This is a genomic window from Qipengyuania psychrotolerans (assembly GCF_019711355.1).
Taxonomy (GTDB): domain Bacteria; phylum Pseudomonadota; class Alphaproteobacteria; order Sphingomonadales; family Sphingomonadaceae; genus Qipengyuania; species Qipengyuania psychrotolerans.
In genome coordinates this window covers 2,227,980-2,249,595 of the sequence record NZ_CP081297.1, presented here as the reverse complement: position 1 = coordinate 2,249,595, position 21,616 = coordinate 2,227,980, and the positions used below count along the sequence as shown (strand labels likewise).

Sequence of the window (21,616 nt, the reverse complement as noted above, 5' to 3'; positions counted from 1 at the left end):
GCTAGTCCACATGCTGGCGAGAGGAGTGGTAGCGCTTTGGAACACCCGGATTGGATATTAGAGCGCAGCTATGGGGGCATAGGTGCGGCGACCGCGCCATTTTCTCCGAAGACTGGAGTCGACTGGCCCATTGGCGACTATCCACCCATGGCCAAAGAGGCCTGTGATGCATTGGCGGTCGAATGTAATTCAGGCGGGCCCCAAAGCGATGGGCCCGCCACCTTAGTTTTTTTGGTCGGTGGGGCGGGCAATGGGAAGTCGGAGCTGGCCAGAGATTTTCTTTCTCAGGTCAAGGCCACAAGGATCACGCCGGCCTCCCGCTTCTCGCAACGCAAGTATGAATTCAAGTTGCCGAAGGGTAGTCACCTCACAGTCGTCAATGATGCGACCATTCCCCCTGAGGAGGCTACTGAGGAGGGGCCGCTAGCAGAGGAAATCTCCAATGCAATTTCTTCGCAAAGCTACTTGCTCGCCTGTGTAAATCGCGGGGTATTGATCGGGGAGGCCAAGCAAGGCCTCAGCGGCGGCGGCATCCAAGATTCCGTAATCAAGTGGTTGCTCTCTGCCACGGGAAGTTGGCCAGCTGACGGCACCCAAATCGAATGCGAAAAGGTTGACAAAGGCCATTATCGCTTCGCGCGGCTGTCTCAGGATGCCGAAGCTATCGCGTCTATCCATGTTGTCTTCATGGACTATCTTTCTTTACTCGAAAGCAGCGAGGGGAGCGGCAGTGCTAGCAGCGGTCTCTCCTCACCTTTGGAAGCGAAACAACTTGCGCTGTCCCCTATTCTGGGACGAGATCACGAGGCCGGAGGCGATGCCGCCTTTGCCGGGCCTTTATCGAAGGCAGCAGCTTCGTTTCTTGCAGGGGTTGCCGAGAACTCTCTCGATCCCATCCGGGCGAATGCAGAAGTTCTTGCAAGGCCTAAGGCGGCGGGAGCGTTATGTGCTGTATTCAGAGGCGCAGAAATACTTGCTGGTTCGCACTTCACATATCGAGATTTGTGGGCGTTCTTCAGCCACGCACTTGTCGGCTCATCAACACCTGCTTCCTACCAGCGACTAGCAAAATGGCTAGGTCAGAAAGCCGACGAAGCTAGCTCGGCTGACCCTAAGGAGCATCTCGCTGCAATGATGGCGTTGGCGAGCTTGCGGACCCATATGGTGCTTTTTGACGCTGGAGTTCTAAAATCGCAAATCACATTGCCGAGCGAAAACTTCGACTGGGCAACAATTGACAACGATGCCCTCCACGCCATCAGATCTATCGATCCCCTGAAAGACTTTGGGCCGAGTTCCGGTTCAGAGTATAATACGCTGCTTGACCGGCTCACAGGCATAGAAGACGGCAAGCTGCCAAGCGAGCTGATAAAAGCAGAGTGGCCTGGTTTCGCATCACACTGGACTGAATTCGATACCAAATTAGAGCAAGCAGTTTCCAATGCGCTCGACCCAAACGCGGGCAAGTCCGAATTGCATTACCGCAATAGAATCCTTGGCTGGTATGGACGCTACATGTTCCGTCTTGTGGCAACTGCCAACGGTTGGCCAGCGCATTGTAGCCTTGTCAGTCGCTGGCAGTATGCTTGGAACCTAGCCAATCGATCCAAGCGCCTCGAGAAAGAAATCGAGCGTTCTGTATTGTCGATAGTCTTGCCCGAGGCCGAAGGATCGAATGAAACCTATTTCCCTATTCTTCGATCAAGGGTCGAAACGCTTCGCGAAAGCGATAGGTCGGTCACCATTGAAGTCCCTAGGAATAAGTTTGGGATAAAAGCCACCGCGAATGGCGACTCCATAATTCTCGAACTCGAAGCAAGCGGAAGTGAAAATGTTAACGCTGCGCAGACGGTATTGGATTTCCATCTACTCCGTGAAGCGCTCTCTAGAAATGGCAACCACGGTTTCACTGACTCTCTTGCAGTAATCGAGCCGAGGCTGGAGCGCATTCGCGCAAGCGTGCTGGCCACCCAAATTGGCAGCGATGGCCAAGGCCAAAATTACAGGGTGACCTACCGAGGTGGGCAAGCCGAGGTTTTTTCGTGAGGTATTCCGATGGCGAATGAGGACATGTCCTTCTTTGGGCTCAACCGCCCAGAGTATATTCCGGCGACGGAACTTTTCATGTCGGAGGTGACATGGTCTCTTGCCACCGAAAAGTCGCGCAAGCAGCTTAGCCAAACGCTAGCACCCAACGGCTTGGCATTCGGTTCGCGTGCTACGCATAAGAACGACAAGGTCCACTCGACCAAGCCCTTTCGAGATGAAGAGGAATTTGAGTTGGCCAGCCAAGAAATCGCTGCGCGGTTTGGGCAGGCCCCCGAAGTAGGGCGAGGAATTCTCGATACGCTACTTAACGAGATCGAAAACTACGCTTCAGAGAAGTCCATTCGCTCAACTGCAATTCCAGTGACTCTCGCCGCTTCCTTAATGCAGGACGCCCGAGGCATTACAGGAAAGCAGAACCCGGTAAATGTGGCGCAGATTATTGAGAAGATCTACGCTGCTGGCGGCGGGAAGAATAGCGCTGCAACAAGCTGGGTCGGCGCCCTCAATGAGGCAGGGCCAGCTGGACTTCCAGATTGGATCGAAGACGCCCTCGAAAAGGCTTTGCCGCCTGAGTGCAAAACGGCGCTTGCGGAAATTAAGTCTAATGCAGGTGGGGCAAAAGCCGGCCTTCGCACCCCAAAGTGGCTCGAGGGCAAGCCTACTCCTTTCCGTTGGCTCGCGAATAGTTGGGATGCCTTGTGCTCGAACCAGTGGGTGAACGCCATGCCCAGGAGGAGGTTCGCTGATTGGGCCTCGTGCCTGACGCGAACTGGCGTAGCGACCACCTACCTGTTTGAAATGCACCTGAACACCAGGATGGTCGCTGCCTTAGGCAGTGAGGTTGACGCAAAAGAGGTGGTCGAAAATGTCATTGAAGACAGCAAGCGATTGCTTTTTTGGGATGACAATAGGTCGGCCTCAGCGGCTGATGTTGGGCCGTCCATCAAGCAACTCTCTTTCATAGGGACTTCGTGCCAAGACCTACTCAAGCGATTTAAGGAAATGTATCCTGAGCTTCCTAGTATCGCGGAATACGACGATAGGGAGGAAGGGCTTGCAGAGTGGTTGGAAGCCGCTCGTTCCGTCCTTGCGCCCTACAGGGACAAAGTGTCGAACGAGATCGCCCTGGCATTGGACAACGGCAAGGGGAGTGGCGCAAAAAATGTCTTCGAAACCATAAGGTATTCGCTACTCGTCCGAGGTGGGCACCAATCTACTGACTTGTATGGATTCCTGAAGCAATGTGGCCCGTACACTTGCGTCGACCCAGGGCAAGAGTGGCTCGTTGTCATAGCAAGCCTATGCTCAACAGGGCCTAGGCAACCATCGCGTTTGGCGGACTTATCAGGCGCACTCTCGGACATTGGGATTTCCGTGCCAAGAAGTACACTTATCGGAAGGCTTGAATCTTATGGTTTGGCAAGAAGCAGCCATGACGCTGACGATGCTCTCGAAATACAGCCGGCATTCTAATGGCTGAAAACGAGCAGATCCTCGCCACGGCCTTAGGAAGAGCGGCAGCGCATGTTGGCGGCGTCAGCAAAATCGTGTTGCCGAATTCATTAGGCAGTGTGTTCCGTAAGGCGGTCGCCCAAGCAGTGAATGAGGCCAGCGACGAAGCTTACGGAGTAGTTGTTGGCGATCGCACGGATGAAGGTGAAATAGTTGCTGACAAGGCGATCCAGTTCAGGAGCCCGGAAGAAGAAGGAACTTCAACCGTTGTCATTGTGACGACGCAGTCTCAGGCGGGCCAATTCAAGAAATCCCTTGAACTTGCGCGTGACCTACTGGTTGATGGCTTGCCTGGAAAATTGGCCGAGGGCCCTTCAGCAACGATAGATATCGATAATTTATCCAGAGAGGTCGCTGCTCTTTCCCTAGATTCGCACTGTGATGAATCAAGACTTGCGGATTGCGTTGAGCAAGTGGCGTGCTTCTTAGCTGAAGCGTACGCTGAATTCGGGAACGACCAGAAGCCTTGGCCAGCGGCCTTCATGACGCATTTCGATTTGCTAGCGGGCAACCTGCCATCCGCGCTTGAGATGGTTGAGCCTGGATTGCCCAACCGGGAGGTCGTCGCAGTGCATTTCGCGGCAGGCTTGCCTAGACCGGTCGATGGGGTGGCATATAGCGCAAAGAACGACCCAAAAAACTATGCAAAGATAATCGAAGAGCGTTGGTCATCATATGACGAAGTAGCCCGCGCACTTGCAGAAATCGAAGAAATAGATGGGCCAGAGGCGCGTCTCGCAAATATTGACTGGGAGACCCTGCCCATAAGTCGGATGAACAATGGCCATCCGATTCTTGCTGTTTGTTCCAATGGGTATTCCACGCCGGCCCGCGAAGAGTGGCTAAGGGCTTGGGCGCAGACTACTGAGCCAGGCTTCTTCTACGAGCGGCATGCGCCTGAGATCACGACCAAGCTTATGGTCCAGCTAGAAGATAGTAATTGGGAGGAAGCACCAATTCTCGCTGAAGGCGCTGATATTATTGTCCTTCCCCAGCCCGGCAAACGAATAAAGCCTTCCGAAGATCTGCATCTGTGCAATGTAAAGCTGATTATCGAATTGCGAGAGCATGTGGACACTGAGCTAGCCGAAAGCCTGCAATTCGAATTTCGGCCCAACTCTGATGCGCAACTAGAGTTAGGGAGAATCGAAGTTGTGCAGGATCGCGTGGAGGTTACTGCAACCCTTCGCAAAAGTATTGGTGTGAAAGGTGGCAAGTGGAAAGAGAAGCCTCTATCCCTCTACTTTTGGTCAGATATAAATACTCCAAACAACCCCTTCAGGGAGCCGACCAGAGTCAGCCTTGCCGTTCCCAATCCGACCCGGCCAGTTGTATATGGAGTCGAAGAAAGTAACGGCAAGCGGAAGCCAAAGGTGCAATTTCAGGGGCCATCGAAAGTGCTCAGAGATGAAGAGGCTAATGAGCTCGTCCATGACTTTGATATGGATATGCCGTCGATCTCTTTCTCCGATGCCGAAACAAAATTCTCGCTTGCAGTCATAGGTGCTGGAGCAACTCCGAGATGGGCCGATGGTAATGAACTGAAATTTGAAAGTAGTTCTGCGTGGATCAAATTCTTCAAACTCGGCAGGCTGCCTGAAGATACGACGCTCCAAGTCGAGGACTATAAGCTACAACTCGATTGGCCAATCATCGAGAGTGGACAAGTGGCCCCGGTCACCGCTGCGATTTTGGGTGAGCCACTCATTCCTATCAACGAAAACCTGCGCGCCGCGCTGGAGCAAGACCCTCGCTTCGAATTGGAGCGCTGGCTACGAGATCAATGTATTGATCACATGCCCAAAGAGGAATTCAGGGGCTGTTTGGGCACCGCCCTTATCGCGACGAATTCTGGGACCGATGACCCAGGTTTAGAGTGGAGCGAGGAGTTCGGTGCGTTTAGCAACTTGCCGTCAAATGCACCCGCAGCCTTTCCTTCCGGTTTAAGCGAGAGGCCAGAGGTTGCAAAATTTTGGGATGCCTTTGAAGCGCTTCGCTTGCAAGACTTGGTCGGAGGGAATGATGATACAGCCCTTCCGAGCGCTATCGACTTGCGCGAATTGGAACCTCATCAGATAGATGCCTACCTGTGCGCGTATAAGGGATTATTGGAGGCGATTAACCCAGCGCAAGCCAAGTCAGCTTGGGCTGGGTATCCCCTTTCCGGCATTCTTTATAGCCCAGTAACCGGGGCGTTCGAAGGGGTTCTACTGTCGCCTTTGCACCCTCTGCGCTTGGCTTGGCACTGGAGTGTGCAGTTAGAAGCTGAAAAGCTCCAAAAGCTGGAGCACTTCGCAAGTGTTGCACACTCATTCTTGCGTTTCGTGGATGGTGACGCCTTTCCCTTGGTCGGGCCATCGCTTGCAGCTCCCAAGAGGCTTTTGTCACTGGGCTTGGATGCCGGACCTGACGATTTCTTCGCTTCTTGGCATTTCCTGGCATCAGTCGAGTTCCATAAGTCTGGCAATGAGAGAAAGGCGAAGATACTCGGATTAGATCTCCCGCTCGGATCGCCTTCAGGATTGGACGAAGGTGGCATTTCTGCGGCTATCAGGGACTACTTGCGAGTGTACCCAATGGGGCCCGAGCTTCGGATTGGGCTTGCTTCTCAAGGGACAAGAGACCGCTTCGCAGAAACTGACCAGGCCGTAATATCAGCCACCCAACAACTGCTCGATAAGGCGCGCGATGAACTTCCCGGTGGCGTCAGGGTGATTGACTCGCCGGCGAGGACCGGCCGTGCGCCCGAGGCCTGGAAAGTCTTGGGATCTGTGAAAGTGGCCGGAGACAGTCGAAGCAGTGCGGGCCGACCGCCACTCGAGTGGCTGGTCGGCGATGATGGTCAGAAGGTTGACCTTCAGTTCCTTGAAGACTCTGTTGTCTCCCTAGACCTCATGGTCGACTCTCAATCCTCACCCGATGAGTCTCTTGGAACAGCAGGGGGCAAGTTACCCATAACCCGTTTTAAGACTTGGAGGGCGCTCCAAGGCGCCGGGCACAGCGCAGTGCTCAATACTGGCGTAACAAGTAATTCCTTCTCTGGAATCGCAGGCTTCACTGAAGCCCTTACGACGCTTGAGGGCCTCGCTTTCGACGGCAAAGTTGGCCTTGTGAATAGCGACCTCCAGATTGGCCAGGCTCTTTTCAGTGATAAGGCCCGCTGGACCGTCACAGGTAATAGCTTTCTTGACCCTGCTTCATTGTCACGAAAGTTGAGAGATGATTCTGTCGGCCTCGCGCTTTGGGAATGGAGGCCCGCATTCCTTGCTCGCAATCAACAACGAGGTGTTCGTGCAAGTGTGTCATCAACCCAGCCGTATACGATACTTGCGAAGCAATCCCCGGCGCTCCAGCAGGAAATTGCGAGCCATCTGACAACGGCGGGAGTCACGGGTAGCGCAGAGATTGCGAGTGAGCTCGTGAGTTCCCTTGGAGCTCGAGCGATCGGACTTTCATCGCTGCTGACCATGGGCAACACCCACAGCATGGGAGCGCTCGGTTTTGCATTTGCGTTCAAGGCTTTGCAGGGATGGGAGCTCGATTCTGAAGAAGATGAGATTAGGTGTATCCTACCTCTGGATGCTGTCTTCCCCTTACTAGATACTCTCAGCGTAGGCGCAAAGACCGTTGACGACCAACGCCGTGCTGACTTGCTCCTGATCAAAGCGAAGCTCCCCAAAAGGATCGCTCAGGGTGATTGGGCTAATAATACGGTTGCACAAATCTTCTTGCAGCCTGTCGAGATAAAGGCGCGCGCTGGAAGTGGCTCGTTCCCGGACCGTGCGAGCTCCGCAATCAAGGACCCTCTGGAACAGCTATCTTCGAGCCAGAAGGTGATCCAAAAGGCATGCGATAACTTGATGACTCATGGCGAGAATTCACAGCTACTGGGATCGGCCTTTGCGACGTTGGTAGAAGCGGCATTCGCGTTGAAGCCCCACGAACTTCGTGCAGCCCCATCCGTTGAGACTAGAGTTTTGGAGGCCGTTGCTTCTGGCCGCCTATCGATTTCTTCTACACCGGGCACGCTCTTATGGTTCCAAGGGGCCGGCAAGAGTCAGGGAGGGGCTGGCTATGAGCCGAGGCAAGGCGAACTCACTCGGCCAGGCCAAGTGCTCGCAAACTTCGAAACACTCGCCGATTGCAACGGTGGGGGCGCATTCTGCTCAACCGTCGCGGGTGTCGTCGAGAGCACATTCCCAGAATACGCATCCTCTCCAGCTGAACCATACGAGCCAGAGACCCAAGAGGCGGATCTAGTTACGAACGAAGACCAGCCCGCGCGCGTCGAACCAATCGGCGGAGGCGTTAGTGAAGAGCCCGCGGAACCAGATGTGGAACTCAAGGGCCAGTCGCAAGAGGCAGATCATGCTGCACAGGACAATGGGAATAGTGTCTCGGAAAGGCCTGCGCCTGAGGGTAAAGAGAATGGGCAGGTCCCCATTCACGCCACTCCTTCGCTTGGGATTGAGGTTCTGGTCGGCCAAGAATTCCAAGGCACATCAAGCTCACCTGTCTTGTTCAAGCCGAGCAATACCGAGCTGACCCAGATGAACATGGGTGTTGTCGGCGATCTAGGCACCGGAAAAACACAGTTCCTGAAGTCGTTAGTCTACCAGCTTTCGCAATCAGCAGCGAGCAACCGCGGCAAAGCTCCGAAGACCTTTATTTTCGATTACAAAAAAGACTATTCGGCTGGCGAGTTCCCAGAGTCGATTTCTGCACAAGTGCTCGACCCTACTCGTACACTACCAATAAACTTCTTTGCCTTGCCAGAGGGCGCGACGAATATCCAAAAGGTCTATCGCGCAAACTTCTTCAAAGACCTTCTGCAGAGAATTGCTAACATCGGAGCGGTCCAAGGCACAAACCTCTACGCTAGTGTCATGCACGCGTATGGAGATTGTGCACCTGGCCATTGGCCCCTACTCGAAAATATTCTCGATGTTTACCGCCAGAAAAATGGTGGGACTGCTGACACGGTAGTGGCCAAATTGACCATGATGATTGATCTTGAGATATTTGAGAAAAACCATCAGAATATCCACTCGTTTAGTGAGCTCTTCACTAAAAACACAGTCCTCAATCTCTCTGATCTCGGTGGCGCTGGGCAAGACATTGTTGATATAGTCGCAACAATGTTCTTAGAGCATCTTTACACCGATTACATGAAGACGATTGAAAAGCCTGGCTTCGAGGTTGGCGAAGATGGGACCAACCGTCGTTTCATCGATACCATGGTGCTTATCGATGAGGCACATCATGCGCTGGGGCGCGGCTTTGATGTCCTCATGAAGATGATGCTTGAGGGCCGCGAATTCGGGCTGGGCGTAATCCTATCTTCCCAGTACCTCTCGCACTTCCAACTCGGCGGCAAGAATTGGGCCGAAGCGCTTTCTACGTGGGCCGTGCACAACGTGAAAGGTGCGAAAGCCAAAGATCTAGAGAATATCGGTTTCCGCGGACCTACCCACCAGATGGCGCAGGACCTTTCTTCACTGAAGGCGCATTGGGCCTACTATCGCTGTGCAAATGGCCAGACTGAAGGAATCCTGATGAAGGGGCAGCCGTTCTTTTCCTTGCCAAAGAGCTAAAGCAGAGCTGTGGCCGATTTCGTATCCAGGGAGAAGCGCAGCCGCATAATGAAGGGGGTCAAGCAGAAGGATACCAAGCCTGAAATTGCCGTTAGGAAGCTGCTGCACAGCTTGGGTTTGAGATTTCGCTTGCATCGAAAAGACTTACCAGGGCGTCCCGACTTAGTGCTAGCAAGACACAAGACTGCGATTTTCGTCCATGGTTGTTTTTGGCACCAGCATGATGCGTGTAAAGAAGGGCGCATCCCGTCTAGTAACCGTGAATACTGGGAGCCAAAGCTCACGCGCAATGTAGAGCGAGATCGGCAATCAATCGAAGCACTTGAGAGCCTAGGGTGGACAGTGCGTGTGATCTGGGCTTGTGAACTGAACGGAATGGGCGATCTTCGGGAAAAGCTTCGCGATTGGTTCTCTCTCAAGGCATAGAAACCCCTAAGACAATTGCAGTTTGAGCCTGGCAAACCGCAAAGGCTTGGGTATACCTGATCGAAGAGGTTCGAATGCCAGACAGAGTCACTTACATAGATTTATTCGCGGGTTGCGGAGGCCTTTCTCTCGGGCTTGAGCAAGCCGGGTTCGATTTGCGCTTCGCTGTCGAAAAATCTGCCATGGCGGCCGAGACTTTCTATCACAACTTCATCCAGAGGATCGGGCCTGACGGAGACGCTAGTTACGCTAAGCATCTATCACTACCCATCGAACAGCAAGCGAGCGAGGGCTTGGTCGTGAGCCCATTATTGGAGGTCCTAAAGGCTGAAGGTCTTCTAGAAGAGCTCAGAGAAGATGGTGTCGACCTCGTTGCAGGCGGGCCGCCTTGCCAAGGATTCTCACTTGCTGGGCGTCGTAATCCCAAGGACGAACGAAACCAGCTCGCATGGCAGTTTCTTGAGTTTGTAGAGGCAGTATCGCCTAAAGCCGTGATGATTGAGAATGTTGCAGGCATGCGGCAAGATTTCCGCAAGCACGGTTCAGAAGCAGCGTTCGGCCAGCTGCATCAAGCATTGGAAAAAATTGGCTCGGGCTATTGCGTCCAACCAATGTTGATCAATGCTATGCACTTCGGTGCTGCGCAGCATCGTCCCAGGGTGATGTTGGTTGGACTACGCTCCGACGTCTCGCAAGAAGTTGGCGCAAAAGCCAGCGGCAAACTTTGGCGATCTACATTCGCGGATGCAGCACCGATAGAGAACTCTCAGCCATTTCTAGCACCGGTTCCAAACACCCAGGCCGGCAAAGTCAAAACGGTGAAAGATGCGATCGCTGATCTGTCCGCTACTTGGAGCGGTAAGAGAAGATCATCCTACGCTACGGAGATGGCTACCGACAGGAGCTGGATCCCGGAAGGCACCCGCAGCTCAGTTGCGAAACTGGGCCCTATTGCCAACCACAACAAACGTACTCACTCCGAGAGAGTGGAGCTCAGGTTCCGCCTTTACCAGTGCCTCTGGGATCAAGGTGTCAGCGCGGAACTGCTTACTTACGGATTCCAGGCTAGAACAGAAGGAGGTACTGTCGGAGGGCTTGATCAGTCCATTGAAGAGCTTATCCGATTCCCGTTGATTGCCCCCGATGGCGTAGTGCTTGCCGAAAGTCCGTCACAGGCAGCTGAAATTTTTCGTGAGCTGGCCACTAAGAAGCATAGCCAGCGGGCGCTGTCTTGGGACAAGCCGAGCCCCACTGTCCTGAGTATTCCTGATGATTTCGTACACCCGGCCGAACCAAGGACCATGACTGTACGAGAATTAGCTCGGTTCCAATCCTTTCCAGACGCATTCGAATTTCGAGGAAAGGAAACGACCGGGGGTTTGAAAAGGCGTACTGAGGTTCCCCAGTACACCCAAGTTGGGAACGCCGTGCCGCCAAAGCTCGCACTAGCCGTCGGCATGCGCCTTAAGCAGATTTTGAGTGCGAGCAGTGAGAGAATGGAGAAAGCAAATCGTGAGGCGGCGTAGATGCCAGGGGTGATTGCAAAACCAAATTTGGGATCTATCAAAATCTTGGCTTGCGAGTGCGCGGACCACCGCATAGCGATGCAATCATGAAAGAGGGGCGCAATCTCTTATCGTTACGTCACGACGACTTGAAGGAGGCCGTTGTGCGCTTGCTCAAGAATAGGTTGAGAGCGGGCGGCCGTGGATCGATCAAAAGAAGTATACTCCAACGTGAGCTGACACGATCTGAGGGCTTCGACGCTGTACTCGGGAATGCGAGGACAAGCGTGGAAGCCAATCTGAATAAGGCAATTGCAGCTTTGCGACGTGAACAGAAGCCGCGACTTGAAAAGGATCGCGGAGACGAAATGGTCAGGCTGGTTCGTAAGAAGTGATCGGTTGCATCTCTCGCTCTGATAGCCCCTGAGCCCGCAGCAGCAGGGTAGCTCTTCCTGCAGGTTTAATTGATCTGGCTTCTCGGCTCTTTCTGATTTCACGAGCCTTTCTTCAACGAGCCTCCCTCACTTCCTTCGTCTCATTGGATGGCGCAGCAACGGCCGGCATTCTTGGCGCTCTATTCCAGCTAGGTATCAGGACGTAAGTCGAGATAGGCTTCTTCCCTTGAGCCCGCTGTCTCACAGCGTCTCACAGCGTCCCACACTGCCTCTAAGGGGTCAGGGTCCTTCTCGCGAATATGCAGGTCTTGCGGGTGGCGCTGAGCGCGGAATCCGACCGTTTTCAAATTTTCCCATGTAGACATAGGGAATGATCGAAAATTCGATTGGTGGGGTGCTCGATCTCCGATCGTCTGATCGCTCTTGTCGATTGATCGGGAATCGGGCTGCACAGCAAACACATGGTCCCCGTCCGACCCTCGTGCGCAATAATCCCCTGAAAAACCTAGTAAATCACAGCAAACACACCAAACACACTAGAATATAGGAATTTGTCGAAACAGAGGGAGGAGGTGATATGCAGGTGCAAGCACGGCACATCTGGGCGAGCACGCGGGAAGATTCACGTATAGGGGAAATGTGGTGTGTTTGGTGTGTTTGCTGTGATTCCCCTTATATTTCAAGGGTTTAGGGTGCACCAGGTCCCCCTCCGACCCTTGTGCAGGGTGTGTAGTTTAGTGAAAACAGGCGCTTACGCGAGTTTGAGACGCCGTGGGACAGTTCTGAATTTCAGATCGCGACGCGCGAAATCCAATGGCTGTAACTTTGGGACGACCTGGGATTCTTGTTGACCGATAAACTACCGTACGAAAGCATCTCTAGCAAAATTGGATTAGACAAAATTTGCGGGACACTGCCGTTCTGCACAATCGTTGGGTAATAAGCTGGGTATCAAGCAGCCAGGTCCATCTAACCCATTGGGATAATGTCGGAAAGGTCCGGTAGGCGCTTCCTCTTCTGGCACCATTTTTTCCGAAATCCTCACGGTCGATCGCGGGTGGGTTTTCCATTAGCGTTCCGGTTGGTTCGCTCGTAAATTGATCGTTGTATGGTAAGTGGGTCAGAGCGGCTGTTTTACGCCGTGGTTGCGAAATGCTCGAATCAAACATCCTCGAAAAACGCGGTTTGCGCGGTGCCGTTCATCCTCGTGTATCTTCCACGGCCCTTGATGCGGTTCGCCGGTAAGCGCTAACTGGCGCATGCCGAAGGGCCTGGGGGGGGAAGATCAAGTTGAAGCGCACAGCGCCAGATTACAATGCAGGTGACTTGTTCGGCGAGATTTATCTCGTTGAGTCAGCACCTGCGCCCATCAAGCGCAGGGCCATTAGCGACTATCTCCCCGGTTTGATTCTTTGCACGACAGCTTCACTCGCGGCGGCTTGGCTGGCTGGTCAATATGGCTTCCCGATTATCTTGCTCGGCTTGCTGATCGGACTGGCGCTCAGCTTCATGGCGGATGTCGAGGCGACTTCGCACGGGCTGGATTTCGCCTCCAGGCGGCTGCTTCAGGCAGGGATCGTCTTGCTGGGTTTGCAGGTAACCTTTGCGCAAGTGGGATCGCTTGGCTGGCTGGCTTTTGCCGGATTGTTGACGGTCATGGTGGCGGCCTTCGCTGCGGGCCTGCTGGCCGCCCGGTGGGCCGGTCAGGGCCGCGAGGCAGGCATCCTGGCAGGCGGGGCAACCGCCATCTGCGGCGCTTCGGCGGCGTTGGCTCTGTATGGTGTGATCGGGCGTGACCGACTCGACCAGGCAAGGTTCTCGGTAACGCTTGTCGGGATTGCGGTGGCGAGTGCCATCGCGATGTCGGTCTATCCCGCAATCGCGCAAATGGCCGGTTTTGGTGATCGCCAGGCCGGGTTTCTGATCGGCGCATCGGTGCATGACGCGGCGCAAGCGATCGGCGGAGCCTTCGACTATTCCGATGCTGCAGGCAGGGACGGGACCGTCGTCAAGCTGGCCAGGGTTGCCATGCTTGGCCCGATTGTCGCGTTGACGGCATTGTGGCTTGGGCGTTCGGCAGGGGCGAAGGGCGAGACTGCGCCGGCTGGCAGGCGTGCGCTCATGCCGTGGTTCATCATCGGGTTTTTCATATTGCTCGCGCTGAACAGCGTGCTTTCGATCCCGGAATTCTCCCGCGATCTGGCACTTACCAGTTCGAAAGCGCTGCTGCTGATGGCGGTTACTGCCACTGCCATGCGGTCAAGGCTTGCCGACCTGCTGGACGCCGGTTGGAAAACCCTGGTGCCGGTGGTCGCAGCCAGCCTTGCCTCGTTTGTAGTCGCATTCGTCGTTGCAATTACAGTCCTGTGAGAATTCCCGAACCGAGCGTGATGGTCCTTCTGTGCGAATTCCTGTCCATCCGAGCTACCTGTGGTCGTCCCTGAACGCTAGTTTGGCCGGGGGAGGGCGGTGGTGAACTTCATCTCTTCCATGGAGAAGCTCGCCGTGACATCCGACAAGCCTGGCACCCGCGCAATGAGGCGCTGATAGACCCTGTCATAGTCGGCAATCCCGCTCACTCTGAGTTTCAGCATATAGTCGATGTCACCTGCCATTCGGTGGCATTCGGTGACCTCGTCCAAGGCTTCGATGGCGGCGGCGAAACCTTCCAGCCACTGGGCATCATGCCGGTTGATCCGGATCGCGACGAACACGGTGGTCGTCAGGCCGACCTTCTCAGGATCGAGCAGGACGACCTTGCGGGCGATCACTCCTGCGCCTTCCATCCGCTTGATCCTGCGCCAGCAGGGATTTGCCGACAGGCCGACAGCATCACCGATGGCCTGCACGGTTTGCGAGGCATCGCGCTGCAATTCTGCGAGTATCTTCCAGTCTATGGTATCAAGTTCCATCACTAGGCTATAACATGGGATGGGATCACAAACTAACTTCAAATAATCGAAAACTTGGGACAGATTTCAGTGCTACTTGGAATACAACGGCCCTAACACAGAGGGGAAGCCGCACCATGATCCTGAAAGCCTTTACCGAGCATCCCGCGGACGTGGGGGAGAGCTACGGCGCACATCTGCTTCACGCCGCCAGCTTCGGCTTCCGGATGATGCTCGGCGGACTGGCCTGCGTTCTCCATGGGATATTCCCGTTCCTGTTCGTCAAAACGGGCAGCAAGCAAATTGAGACTTTGCACGACAAGATGGTCGTCAATCGGAGCAGGCTTCCCCAGCCGCTCGATTTCGTTATCTGAAACCCAGTGGTCCGGCTGCTTGATAGCCGTAGTCGAAGCTAGCCAGCTAGATTTCCAAGGGCGTCCTTGAGCGGACCAAGCCATGGCTCGTAAGGCTTCCAGGCGTTCTGGCCCTTCCGGTTGATGGGCTGGCGGACCTGCTCGCTACTGGCAGTGCGAACGGCACGGTCGGTTTTGTGAAAGTCGAGACAGGCTTCTTCGAACGGAAGGCCAAGGAATTCCAGCATCCGGTTGGTCTGACCCACTTGATCGTCGAGCATATCTTCGTGCTGAACGCGCAAGACTTTGCCAGGCAGAACCTCGTCCCAGTGGTCCATGAGGCGGACGTAATCGGCATAGTACCGCCCGACTTCGTGGAGGCCGTAGGTAAATTCCTGACCTTCTGCGAAAAGCTGCTTGAAGCCTGAAAAACAGCAATCCATCGGCGCGCGGCGGGCATCGATGATCTTCGCATTGGGCAAGATCAGGCTGATTAGGCCGATATGCCGGAAATTGTTCGGCATCTTGTCGATGAAAAATTGCGCACCTTGCCGGTGGATTCGGGTGTCTTCGATGAAGGCCTTGCCGAAGGCTCGCAATTGATCGTCAGGCAGGTCGTGCAAGACTTGCGGATAGAGCGACTGCCCTGCCTTGCGCCCGCGAAGCCGGTGGGCAAGCGCCAATATGTTGGGAAGTTCCAGCGTACCGTCGACCTGGCTATGGCTGGCAAGGATTTGTTCGAGCAGCGTCGATCCCGCTCGCGGAAGGCCAACGATGAAGATCGGGTCCGGTGCGTCATATCCGGCAGAGCGGCGTTGCTCGAACAATTCCGACGTGCAGACTTCGCGCTGTTTGGCGAGCTCGTCGCTCATTGCGTCGGCGCTGTAACGCGTCTGCGCGCGCTTCAATTCATTGCCCTGTTCGTAGAAACCGAAGCTGTCTTCAAATTCCTTACGGTCTTCCAGCGCCTTGCCGAGTGCGAAGGACAGATGGACGCGGTCCATGAAGGAGAGATCCGCGCTCTGCACCTGATCGCGCATCTGTTCGACCTCGCTGTCTGCGAAGCGATAGGTCTTGAGGTTCGCAAGCGCATACCACGCATCGCCGTGCCCGGGGCGAGCTGCAAAAGCTGCTCGGTAGCTGGCGACCGCCTCTTCCTGCCTGCCGGTCGTCTTGAGGGCGTGTCCGCGACTGGTCAGTGTGGCGGGGTCATGGGGTAGCTTTTCCAGCACGGTGTCGAACAGTTCAAACGCACGGTCGTAGTCGCCCGTCTGCATACTCTCGATGGCAAGGTGCGATTGGAACAGGGGATTGCCGGGGTCCTGTTCGTGCAGGCTTTCGGCCTCATCGCGCGAGGCGGCAAATTTCTGCCGGCGCCTGAGCGCATCGATGTAGTCCAGCCTCACCTGAATGTTGTCAGGTTCGAAGTCGCGCGCACTTTCGAGCAGGAACTCGGCATCGTCCAGAATGCCAAGCTTGATGCCGATCTGCGCGAGCAGCCGCATGCCTTCGACGTTCCTGGGATTGCCCCTGAGGAAGTGGCGGCAGATCTCTTCTGCCCTCAGCAGCCGCCCCTCGTATAAATGGTGCGTGACCGCAACGAGCTCGCGGGGGAGCGAAGCGACACGCTGCGCCTGCAATGTGGCTGCCTGCGCCTCTGCCGTTCTGCCAGCCTGTGCCAAAAGCTCTGCCAGGGCGCGCCAGCTTGCATCCAGGGCGGGATTGAAGCGGACAGCGCGCTGGAAAGCCGCGATGGCGGTATCATCGGCGTTTCTCGCCCGGGCAAGATGTCCTGCTTCCTGCCAGGCGCGCCCGTATTCGGGCATGGCGGCGTGCAGGGTGCCAAGATGCTGTGCGGCCTCATCGTGCCGCCCCAGATAACGGGCGGCGACCGCTGCGAGATAGCAGGCGTCGCCATCGGACGGGTCAGTTCTAAGCACGCCCTTGGCCAGCGCAAGTCCGCGCTGGAAGTCACCGGACTGCAGTGCCTTTTGCGCGCTGGCCAATTGTTCTTCACGGGTGCTCATCTACGTCCCTCTAACAAAGAGGAACGGCGGAGGCGAACCTGTGTTCGCCCCCGCCGCTCAAATGGTCCGGTTTTCAGGATCAGTATTCGTAGGAAACCCGGAAACCGATCGTGCGTGGACGATTGGTCGAAATACGCGGACGATCATTGACGTAGTTGCCCGAGATCTGGGCGCGTTCATCAGTGAGGTTGTCTGCGTAGACCTCGAAATTCCAGCCATCGGTTGTACGCACACCAGCCGCAAAGTCGGCGATCGTGTAACTGTCGAGTCCCAGCTTGTTGATCTCGATCACGTCGGTAAACTTCTTTGCCGAATGCGAAATCTGCGGCTGTACGTAAGCTTCGAGCGACGGTGTCAGGTCGAATTCGTAACGCACGCGCAGATTGCCCTGGAAGGCAGGTGCGAAAGCGAGTTCCGAACCTACGAGAACGTCGTCGGTCGGGATCAGCACCTCCGTGATTTCGGTGTCGAGGAACGACACCGCACCGGCCACGGTCAGGCCGGGCAGGCTGTAAGGCGCAACGGTGAAGTCGGCCTCGACGCCCTTGATCTCCGCATTGGCCGCATTGGCCGAGAAGAACAGGTTCGTGATCGACGGATCGAAGATCGTCGTCTGGAGGTTGGTAATGTCGACATAGAACGCGCTACCATTGAAGCGCAGTTGACCGTCGAGCAGGTCCATCTTCCAGCCGAGTTCGTAATTCACCACTTCGTCGGTTTGCAGTTCGAACGGAACCGTGAAGCCAGCGCCATTCGTGGCACCGCCCGGACGGTTCAGCAGACCCGGACGGAAACCTTCCGAATAGGTTGCATAGAAGAGCAGGTCTTCGGTCGGGGTGACGTTCAGCGTACCCTTGTAGATGACGCCCTCGGCCTTGGCTTCATCGGGTGCGCGCACCGAATTGAAAACCTGCCGTGCCTGTGTCGCGCTGAGACCGGCGGCCTGGATGTCGGCAAGCGAATCGTCGAGCGTGAATGTCTGGCGGAGGTCCGAGTTGCACGACCCGATGAAAGTGAAGCTTCCATCGCCGTCATACAGATCGTTGATGTTGGTGCCGAACGCGTTCGCGTCTTCAGCCGCGCCGCTGTTGCAGAACGAGCCGTTGGCACTGCCTTCGATATCCACGCGGACATTGTAATAGCGGATGCCGCCCGTGATCGAGAATAGGTCCGGCACGATGTCGACGGTGGTTTCACCGAAGATCCCGAACTGCTTGTCCGTCCGGCGAATGTCGTTGCGGAAGATTGTCTCGGCCGGGAACGGACCCGCATCGGTGTTGAAGCCGGGGTACGGGAAGTTGGGTGCAAACGCGCCAAACGGGTTGGCCAGGGTGTTGCCCGGATACGCGAAATCGTTGCGCTCTTCCAGTTCGAGATCGGAGAAGAACAGGCCGCCCGTGGTCCGGACGCGCGCATCTGCATCGGTGCTGAAGCGGAATTCGTTGGTGAATACCTTGGTGTTGCTCAGCGAGCTGACATACAGGTTCGGGGCCTGGCAGGTTCCGCTAGGGTCGGATGCGCCCGGATAGGATACGCCGCCGTCGCAGATGTAGTATGGCAGGTACTGACCCACGAACAGGTAATCGGTGTAATCGACGCGCTGTTCGGTCGAACGGTCGGTATAGGCGCCGGTGTAGACAACATCGAGCATCGCGAGACGACCCTCGATGGTCCAGCTCGTGTTCGAGAAATCATCTTCGAGGCGATCTTCTTCGAAGCGCTGAATTTCAAGATCGTCGAGGCCGCCGAGTTCCGGATCGGCGAAGAACACACCGTCGCTTTCGACGCTCTGACGCGAATGGGCGAGGGTTACGGTCCAGTCCGGGTTGAATTCATAAAGGCCGGTAAGCCGGAAGCCGGAATAGGTGGTGTCGTTGAAATCTTCTTCGACCAGTGCGGAGTTTTCCGCTTCGAGGAAGGTGACGTCGGAAAGGTCTGCGCCGGCCTGGAAGCCGCCGCGAAGCGGGCTGACCGGGACGCCGTTCGAGCGGACGGTTCCCGCAGGACGGAAGCGAGCGCTTTCGCTGGCATCACGCGTGCCGAGCACATTGTCGACATAGCCGCCCTGATCGTCCCAGAATGCCACGCCGCGTAAGGCAAAGCTGTCGGTCACGGGCAGGTTGACCATGACCTCGCCCTTGTAGCTGGCTTCGCCGCCCTTGGTGAAGGACAGACCGCCAGCCGCACGAGCGCCATATCCGGCGAGGTCGGGCTTGGCTGTGATGAGGCGAACCACGCCTGCCTGCGAACTCGCGCCGAACAGGGTACCCTGCGGCCCTGACAGGACTTCGATACGCTCAAGATCGGCTGCATAAACGTCGAGGTTACGGCCGGGCTGTGCCAGCGGCTGTTCGTCGAGGTAGAGCGCGACGTTGGGGGCGAGGCCGGCAACGCCAGCAGTCGTAAGGTTGGGCGTGGTCGAGGCGAGGCCGCGAATGTAAATCGTGCTCTGCCCGGGACCGCTGCCGCCCGCCGTGACGGTGGGGAGCTGTTCGAGATAATCTTCGAACGTGTCGATGTTGAGTTCATCGAGGGCTTCCGCGCCGATCGCGGACACCGATACCGGCACGTCCTGCAGATCTTCGCTGCGCTTCTGCGCTGTAACGATGATGACGCCAACACCGCCTTCACGCTGTGCCGCGGGTGCCTGTGCTGCGCCGTCTTGTGCATGCGCCGGTGCTGCGATGGCAATGGCGATGGCGCCGACAGATGCGCCGGCTACAAACTTATTCATGACTGGATAGCCCCTCTTGGATTGCGAAATCCGGTTATCTCGATTGAACACCAAAGGTGGCGTCAAAACATTCGCGCTTCGGTTTTACGTATAGCGCGCGTTGCGCACGCCCTAGCGACCGAACTGGTCGATCACCACAGCGCACACCGTAAGATACAAGGGAAACGTTTTTCACTGTTGCATTAGAACAACACCGAGAGATGCTGATTTAATTTATATTGGAAGGTATCACGTATATTCAAATATATACCGGAATTTATGAGAGTATACTCAAAAGAAGCGGTTTTATCGTAATCTAAAGCCAAGTACGGTCAAGAAGTAACGTCGGCGGGTCATGCCGCCTGAGATGATTACATAAACCTATGCTTGCTTCGTTACTTGGCTGGTGCGTGCTCTGCGCATGCCTCGGCAGTAGTGGGCACGCCGTACCGCTTGCGCACGATATCAAACGCAATTGCCTTGAGGATGCTGACTGCCATCAGGGCCACCACGAAGGAGAAGGGCAGCGCCCCGATAATCATGGTGATCCGGATGGCATCGATACCCCCAAGGATCAGCATGCTGCCGACGACGAAGGCCAGTGCCGCGCCCCAGAAGACAATGTGGCGATTGCGTTCGCCAGTAGTTTCGCCTGCGCCGTTGATCGTGTTCACGATCAGGATTGCGCTGTCCGCAGAGGTTACGAGATACGTCATCAGCAGGATCACGACGAGGCCGGAAACCAGAGAGGCGACCCCGGGACTGAGCATGACCGCCAGCGTCGCGTAAAGCTGGTCCGAAATGCCTGTCTCGACGATTGCGCCCTGTGCGACGCCGCTCAGTTCCAGGTCGATCGCTGTTCCCCCGACGATAGTCATCCAGACAAAGCACATCAGCGAAGGGACAAGAACCACACCAAGCACATATTCGCGCACGGTCCGGCCGCGAGAAATGCGGGCGATGAACATGCCGACAAAGGGCGCAAAGGCGATCCACCACGCCCAATAAAACACCGACCAGTCGAGTTGCCACTGCACTAATGCAGCGCTGACTTCAGTGCCAGTGTCCGAGAACAGCGAAAGCGAGTTCGGGATCAGAGTCCGGAAGTAATCGTATAGCCCCACGCCAAGCAGCTTCAGGCCGAAGATGCCTGAACCGACAATCGCGAACAGAGCAACCAGCATGATTGAAAGAGCCATGTTGATGTTCGACAGCCACTTGATCCCGCGGCCCACGCCGGACAGCGCGCTGATTGTCGAAGCGCCGACGAGGATCACGAGCGCGAGGACAATCGCGATTGCGGAGGATGAGCCATCCGTATCAAGCAGCCATTCGCCCATGCCCAGCCTTGCGAGACCGGCGATGAACTGTTCGACCCCCAGACCCATAGTCACGGCGACCCCCAGAATGGTTGCCACGACAGCGACGATGTCCACGATATGGCCAGCAAAGCCGGACATCCATTTGCCGAACAGCGGTGCCAATGCTGACCGAATGGTCAGCGGAAGACCGCGCCGATAGGAAACATAGCCGATCGACAGACCAACCAGGGCATAGGTGCCCCATGCTGCAAAACCCCAGTGCAGGAATGTATACTCGTAAGCGGGCCGGACGGCCTCGGCAGTAAGCGGCGCGATCGTGCCGCGGATGATGTCCGGATTGTTGGCGAAATGCGCCATTGGTTCGCCGGTAGAGTACGTCAGCATCCCGATGCCGATGCCGGCACCGAAGAGCATCGCGAACCACGAGAAGCGGGAAAATTCAGGACCCTCTTCCGCCGCTCCGATCCTAAGGCGCCCTGTTTGCGGCAACACTGCCACGACCAGGCAACACAGCATCAGGAATGCCACGAGATAGACGTACCAGCCGGAGAAAGACGAAATGATGCTGGAGTTGGCAGCTGTCAGTGTCTTGTTGGCGCTCACCGGGAAGAAGATCGCCCACATGATGATCAGCGATACAATGATCTTGGACGGTATGGTGACCGCTCGGCTGAACCCGTCGTAAAAGCCTTTGTCGTGAGTGTTGATTGGCAGGTCGACGAGTGGAGGCGCTATCGGTGCGTCTGTAGGATTCATTGTGATGGAGATGCTCTCAGGCTTGGTTTGCGACCCGGATTTTCGGCCCTAGTGTGCGCCGCGTTCGGCGGCG

Annotated in this window: 11 protein-coding genes; 7 read left to right on the top strand and 4 right to left on the bottom strand. The window is 55.9% G+C overall.

Features of this window, described 5'->3' with window-relative positions; all coding sequences use genetic code 11:
* Positions 1-147: 147 nt before the first annotated feature.
* The 6 genes from K3166_RS11005 to K3166_RS10980 all read left to right on the top strand — a co-directional run bounded on the left by K3166_RS11005 (position 148) and on the right by K3166_RS10980 (position 13,851).
* Positions 148-2,046 carry a hypothetical protein gene (locus K3166_RS11005; RefSeq protein ID WP_221422267.1) on the top strand — a complete coding sequence of 633 codons (1,899 nt, stop codon included), beginning with the start codon at positions 148-150 and terminating at the stop codon, positions 2,044-2,046.
* 9 nt (positions 2,047-2,055) lie between these two features.
* Positions 2,056-3,522, top strand: a complete 1,467-nt coding sequence (locus K3166_RS11000) for a hypothetical protein (protein ID WP_221422266.1) — start codon at positions 2,056-2,058, stop codon at positions 3,520-3,522.
* Complete coding sequence (locus tag K3166_RS10995; protein ID WP_221422265.1) at positions 3,522-9,155, top strand: helicase HerA domain-containing protein; 5,634 nt, start codon at positions 3,522-3,524, stop codon at positions 9,153-9,155. Before K3166_RS11000 ends, K3166_RS10995 begins: the two co-directional genes overlap by 1 nt.
* Positions 9,156-9,164: 9 nt before the next feature.
* A complete protein-coding gene (locus K3166_RS10990; protein WP_221422264.1) occupies positions 9,165-9,581 on the top strand; it encodes a very short patch repair endonuclease in 417 nt (138 codons plus the stop codon).
* A 74-nt stretch (positions 9,582-9,655) separates the two neighbouring features.
* Positions 9,656-11,107 carry a DNA cytosine methyltransferase gene (locus K3166_RS10985; protein WP_221422263.1) on the top strand — a complete coding sequence of 484 codons (1,452 nt, stop codon included), beginning with the start codon at positions 9,656-9,658 and terminating at the stop codon, positions 11,105-11,107.
* Between the two features lie 1,664 nt (positions 11,108-12,771).
* Positions 12,772-13,851 carry a YeiH family protein gene (locus K3166_RS10980; RefSeq protein WP_221422262.1) on the top strand — a complete coding sequence of 360 codons (1,080 nt, stop codon included), beginning with the start codon at positions 12,772-12,774 and terminating at the stop codon, positions 13,849-13,851.
* A gap of 77 nt (positions 13,852-13,928) precedes the next feature.
* Here K3166_RS10980 and K3166_RS10975 read toward each other — a convergent pair whose 3' ends face one another.
* Positions 13,929-14,393, bottom strand: a complete 465-nt coding sequence (locus K3166_RS10975; protein WP_221424081.1) for an Lrp/AsnC family transcriptional regulator — start codon at positions 14,391-14,393, stop codon at positions 13,929-13,931.
* Between the two features lie 116 nt (positions 14,394-14,509).
* Here K3166_RS10975 and K3166_RS10970 point away from each other — a divergent pair, with 116 nt between their 5' ends.
* Positions 14,510-14,746 (top strand): DUF6356 family protein, encoded by a 237-nt coding sequence (locus tag K3166_RS10970; protein ID WP_221422261.1) that lies wholly within the window; start codon positions 14,510-14,512, stop codon positions 14,744-14,746.
* 38 nt (positions 14,747-14,784) lie between these two features.
* On the opposite strand, the gene K3166_RS10965 is transcribed toward K3166_RS10970, so the two are convergent.
* The 3 genes from K3166_RS10965 to K3166_RS10955 form a co-directional block, all read right to left on the bottom strand.
* Positions 14,785-16,752, bottom strand: a complete 1,968-nt coding sequence (locus tag K3166_RS10965; RefSeq protein WP_221422260.1) for a tetratricopeptide repeat-containing sulfotransferase family protein — start codon at positions 16,750-16,752, stop codon at positions 14,785-14,787.
* Positions 16,753-16,831: 79 nt separating this feature from the next.
* Positions 16,832-19,486 (bottom strand): TonB-dependent receptor, encoded by a 2,655-nt coding sequence (locus tag K3166_RS10960; RefSeq protein WP_221422259.1) that lies wholly within the window; start codon positions 19,484-19,486, stop codon positions 16,832-16,834.
* A gap of 374 nt (positions 19,487-19,860) precedes the next feature.
* Positions 19,861-21,543 carry a BCCT family transporter gene (locus K3166_RS10955; protein ID WP_221422258.1) on the bottom strand — a complete coding sequence of 561 codons (1,683 nt, stop codon included), beginning with the start codon at positions 21,541-21,543 and terminating at the stop codon, positions 19,861-19,863.
* Between the last annotated feature and the right edge of the window lie 73 nt (positions 21,544-21,616).

Excerpts from the sequence above, each read along its gene's own strand:
- K3166_RS10955 (WP_221422258.1), bottom strand. The coding sequence starts at position 21,543 with ATGAATCCTACAGACGCACCGATAGCGCCTCCACTCGTCGACCTGCCA.
- K3166_RS10965 (WP_221422260.1), bottom strand. The coding sequence starts at position 16,752 with ATGAGCACCCGTGAAGAACAATTGGCCAGCGCGCAAAAGGCACTGCAG.
- K3166_RS10985 (WP_221422263.1), top strand. The coding sequence starts at position 9,656 with ATGCCAGACAGAGTCACTTACATAGATTTATTCGCGGGTTGCGGAGGC.
- K3166_RS11000 (WP_221422266.1), top strand. The coding sequence starts at position 2,056 with ATGGCGAATGAGGACATGTCCTTCTTTGGGCTCAACCGCCCAGAGTAT.
- K3166_RS10975 (WP_221424081.1), bottom strand. The coding sequence starts at position 14,393 with ATGGAACTTGATACCATAGACTGGAAGATACTCGCAGAATTGCAGCGC.
- K3166_RS10970 (WP_221422261.1), top strand. The coding sequence starts at position 14,510 with ATGATCCTGAAAGCCTTTACCGAGCATCCCGCGGACGTGGGGGAGAGC.
- K3166_RS11005 (WP_221422267.1), top strand. The coding sequence starts at position 148 with ATGGCCAAAGAGGCCTGTGATGCATTGGCGGTCGAATGTAATTCAGGC.
- K3166_RS10960 (WP_221422259.1), bottom strand. The coding sequence starts at position 19,486 with ATGAATAAGTTTGTAGCCGGCGCATCTGTCGGCGCCATCGCCATTGCC.
- K3166_RS10995 (WP_221422265.1), top strand. The coding sequence starts at position 3,522 with ATGGCTGAAAACGAGCAGATCCTCGCCACGGCCTTAGGAAGAGCGGCA.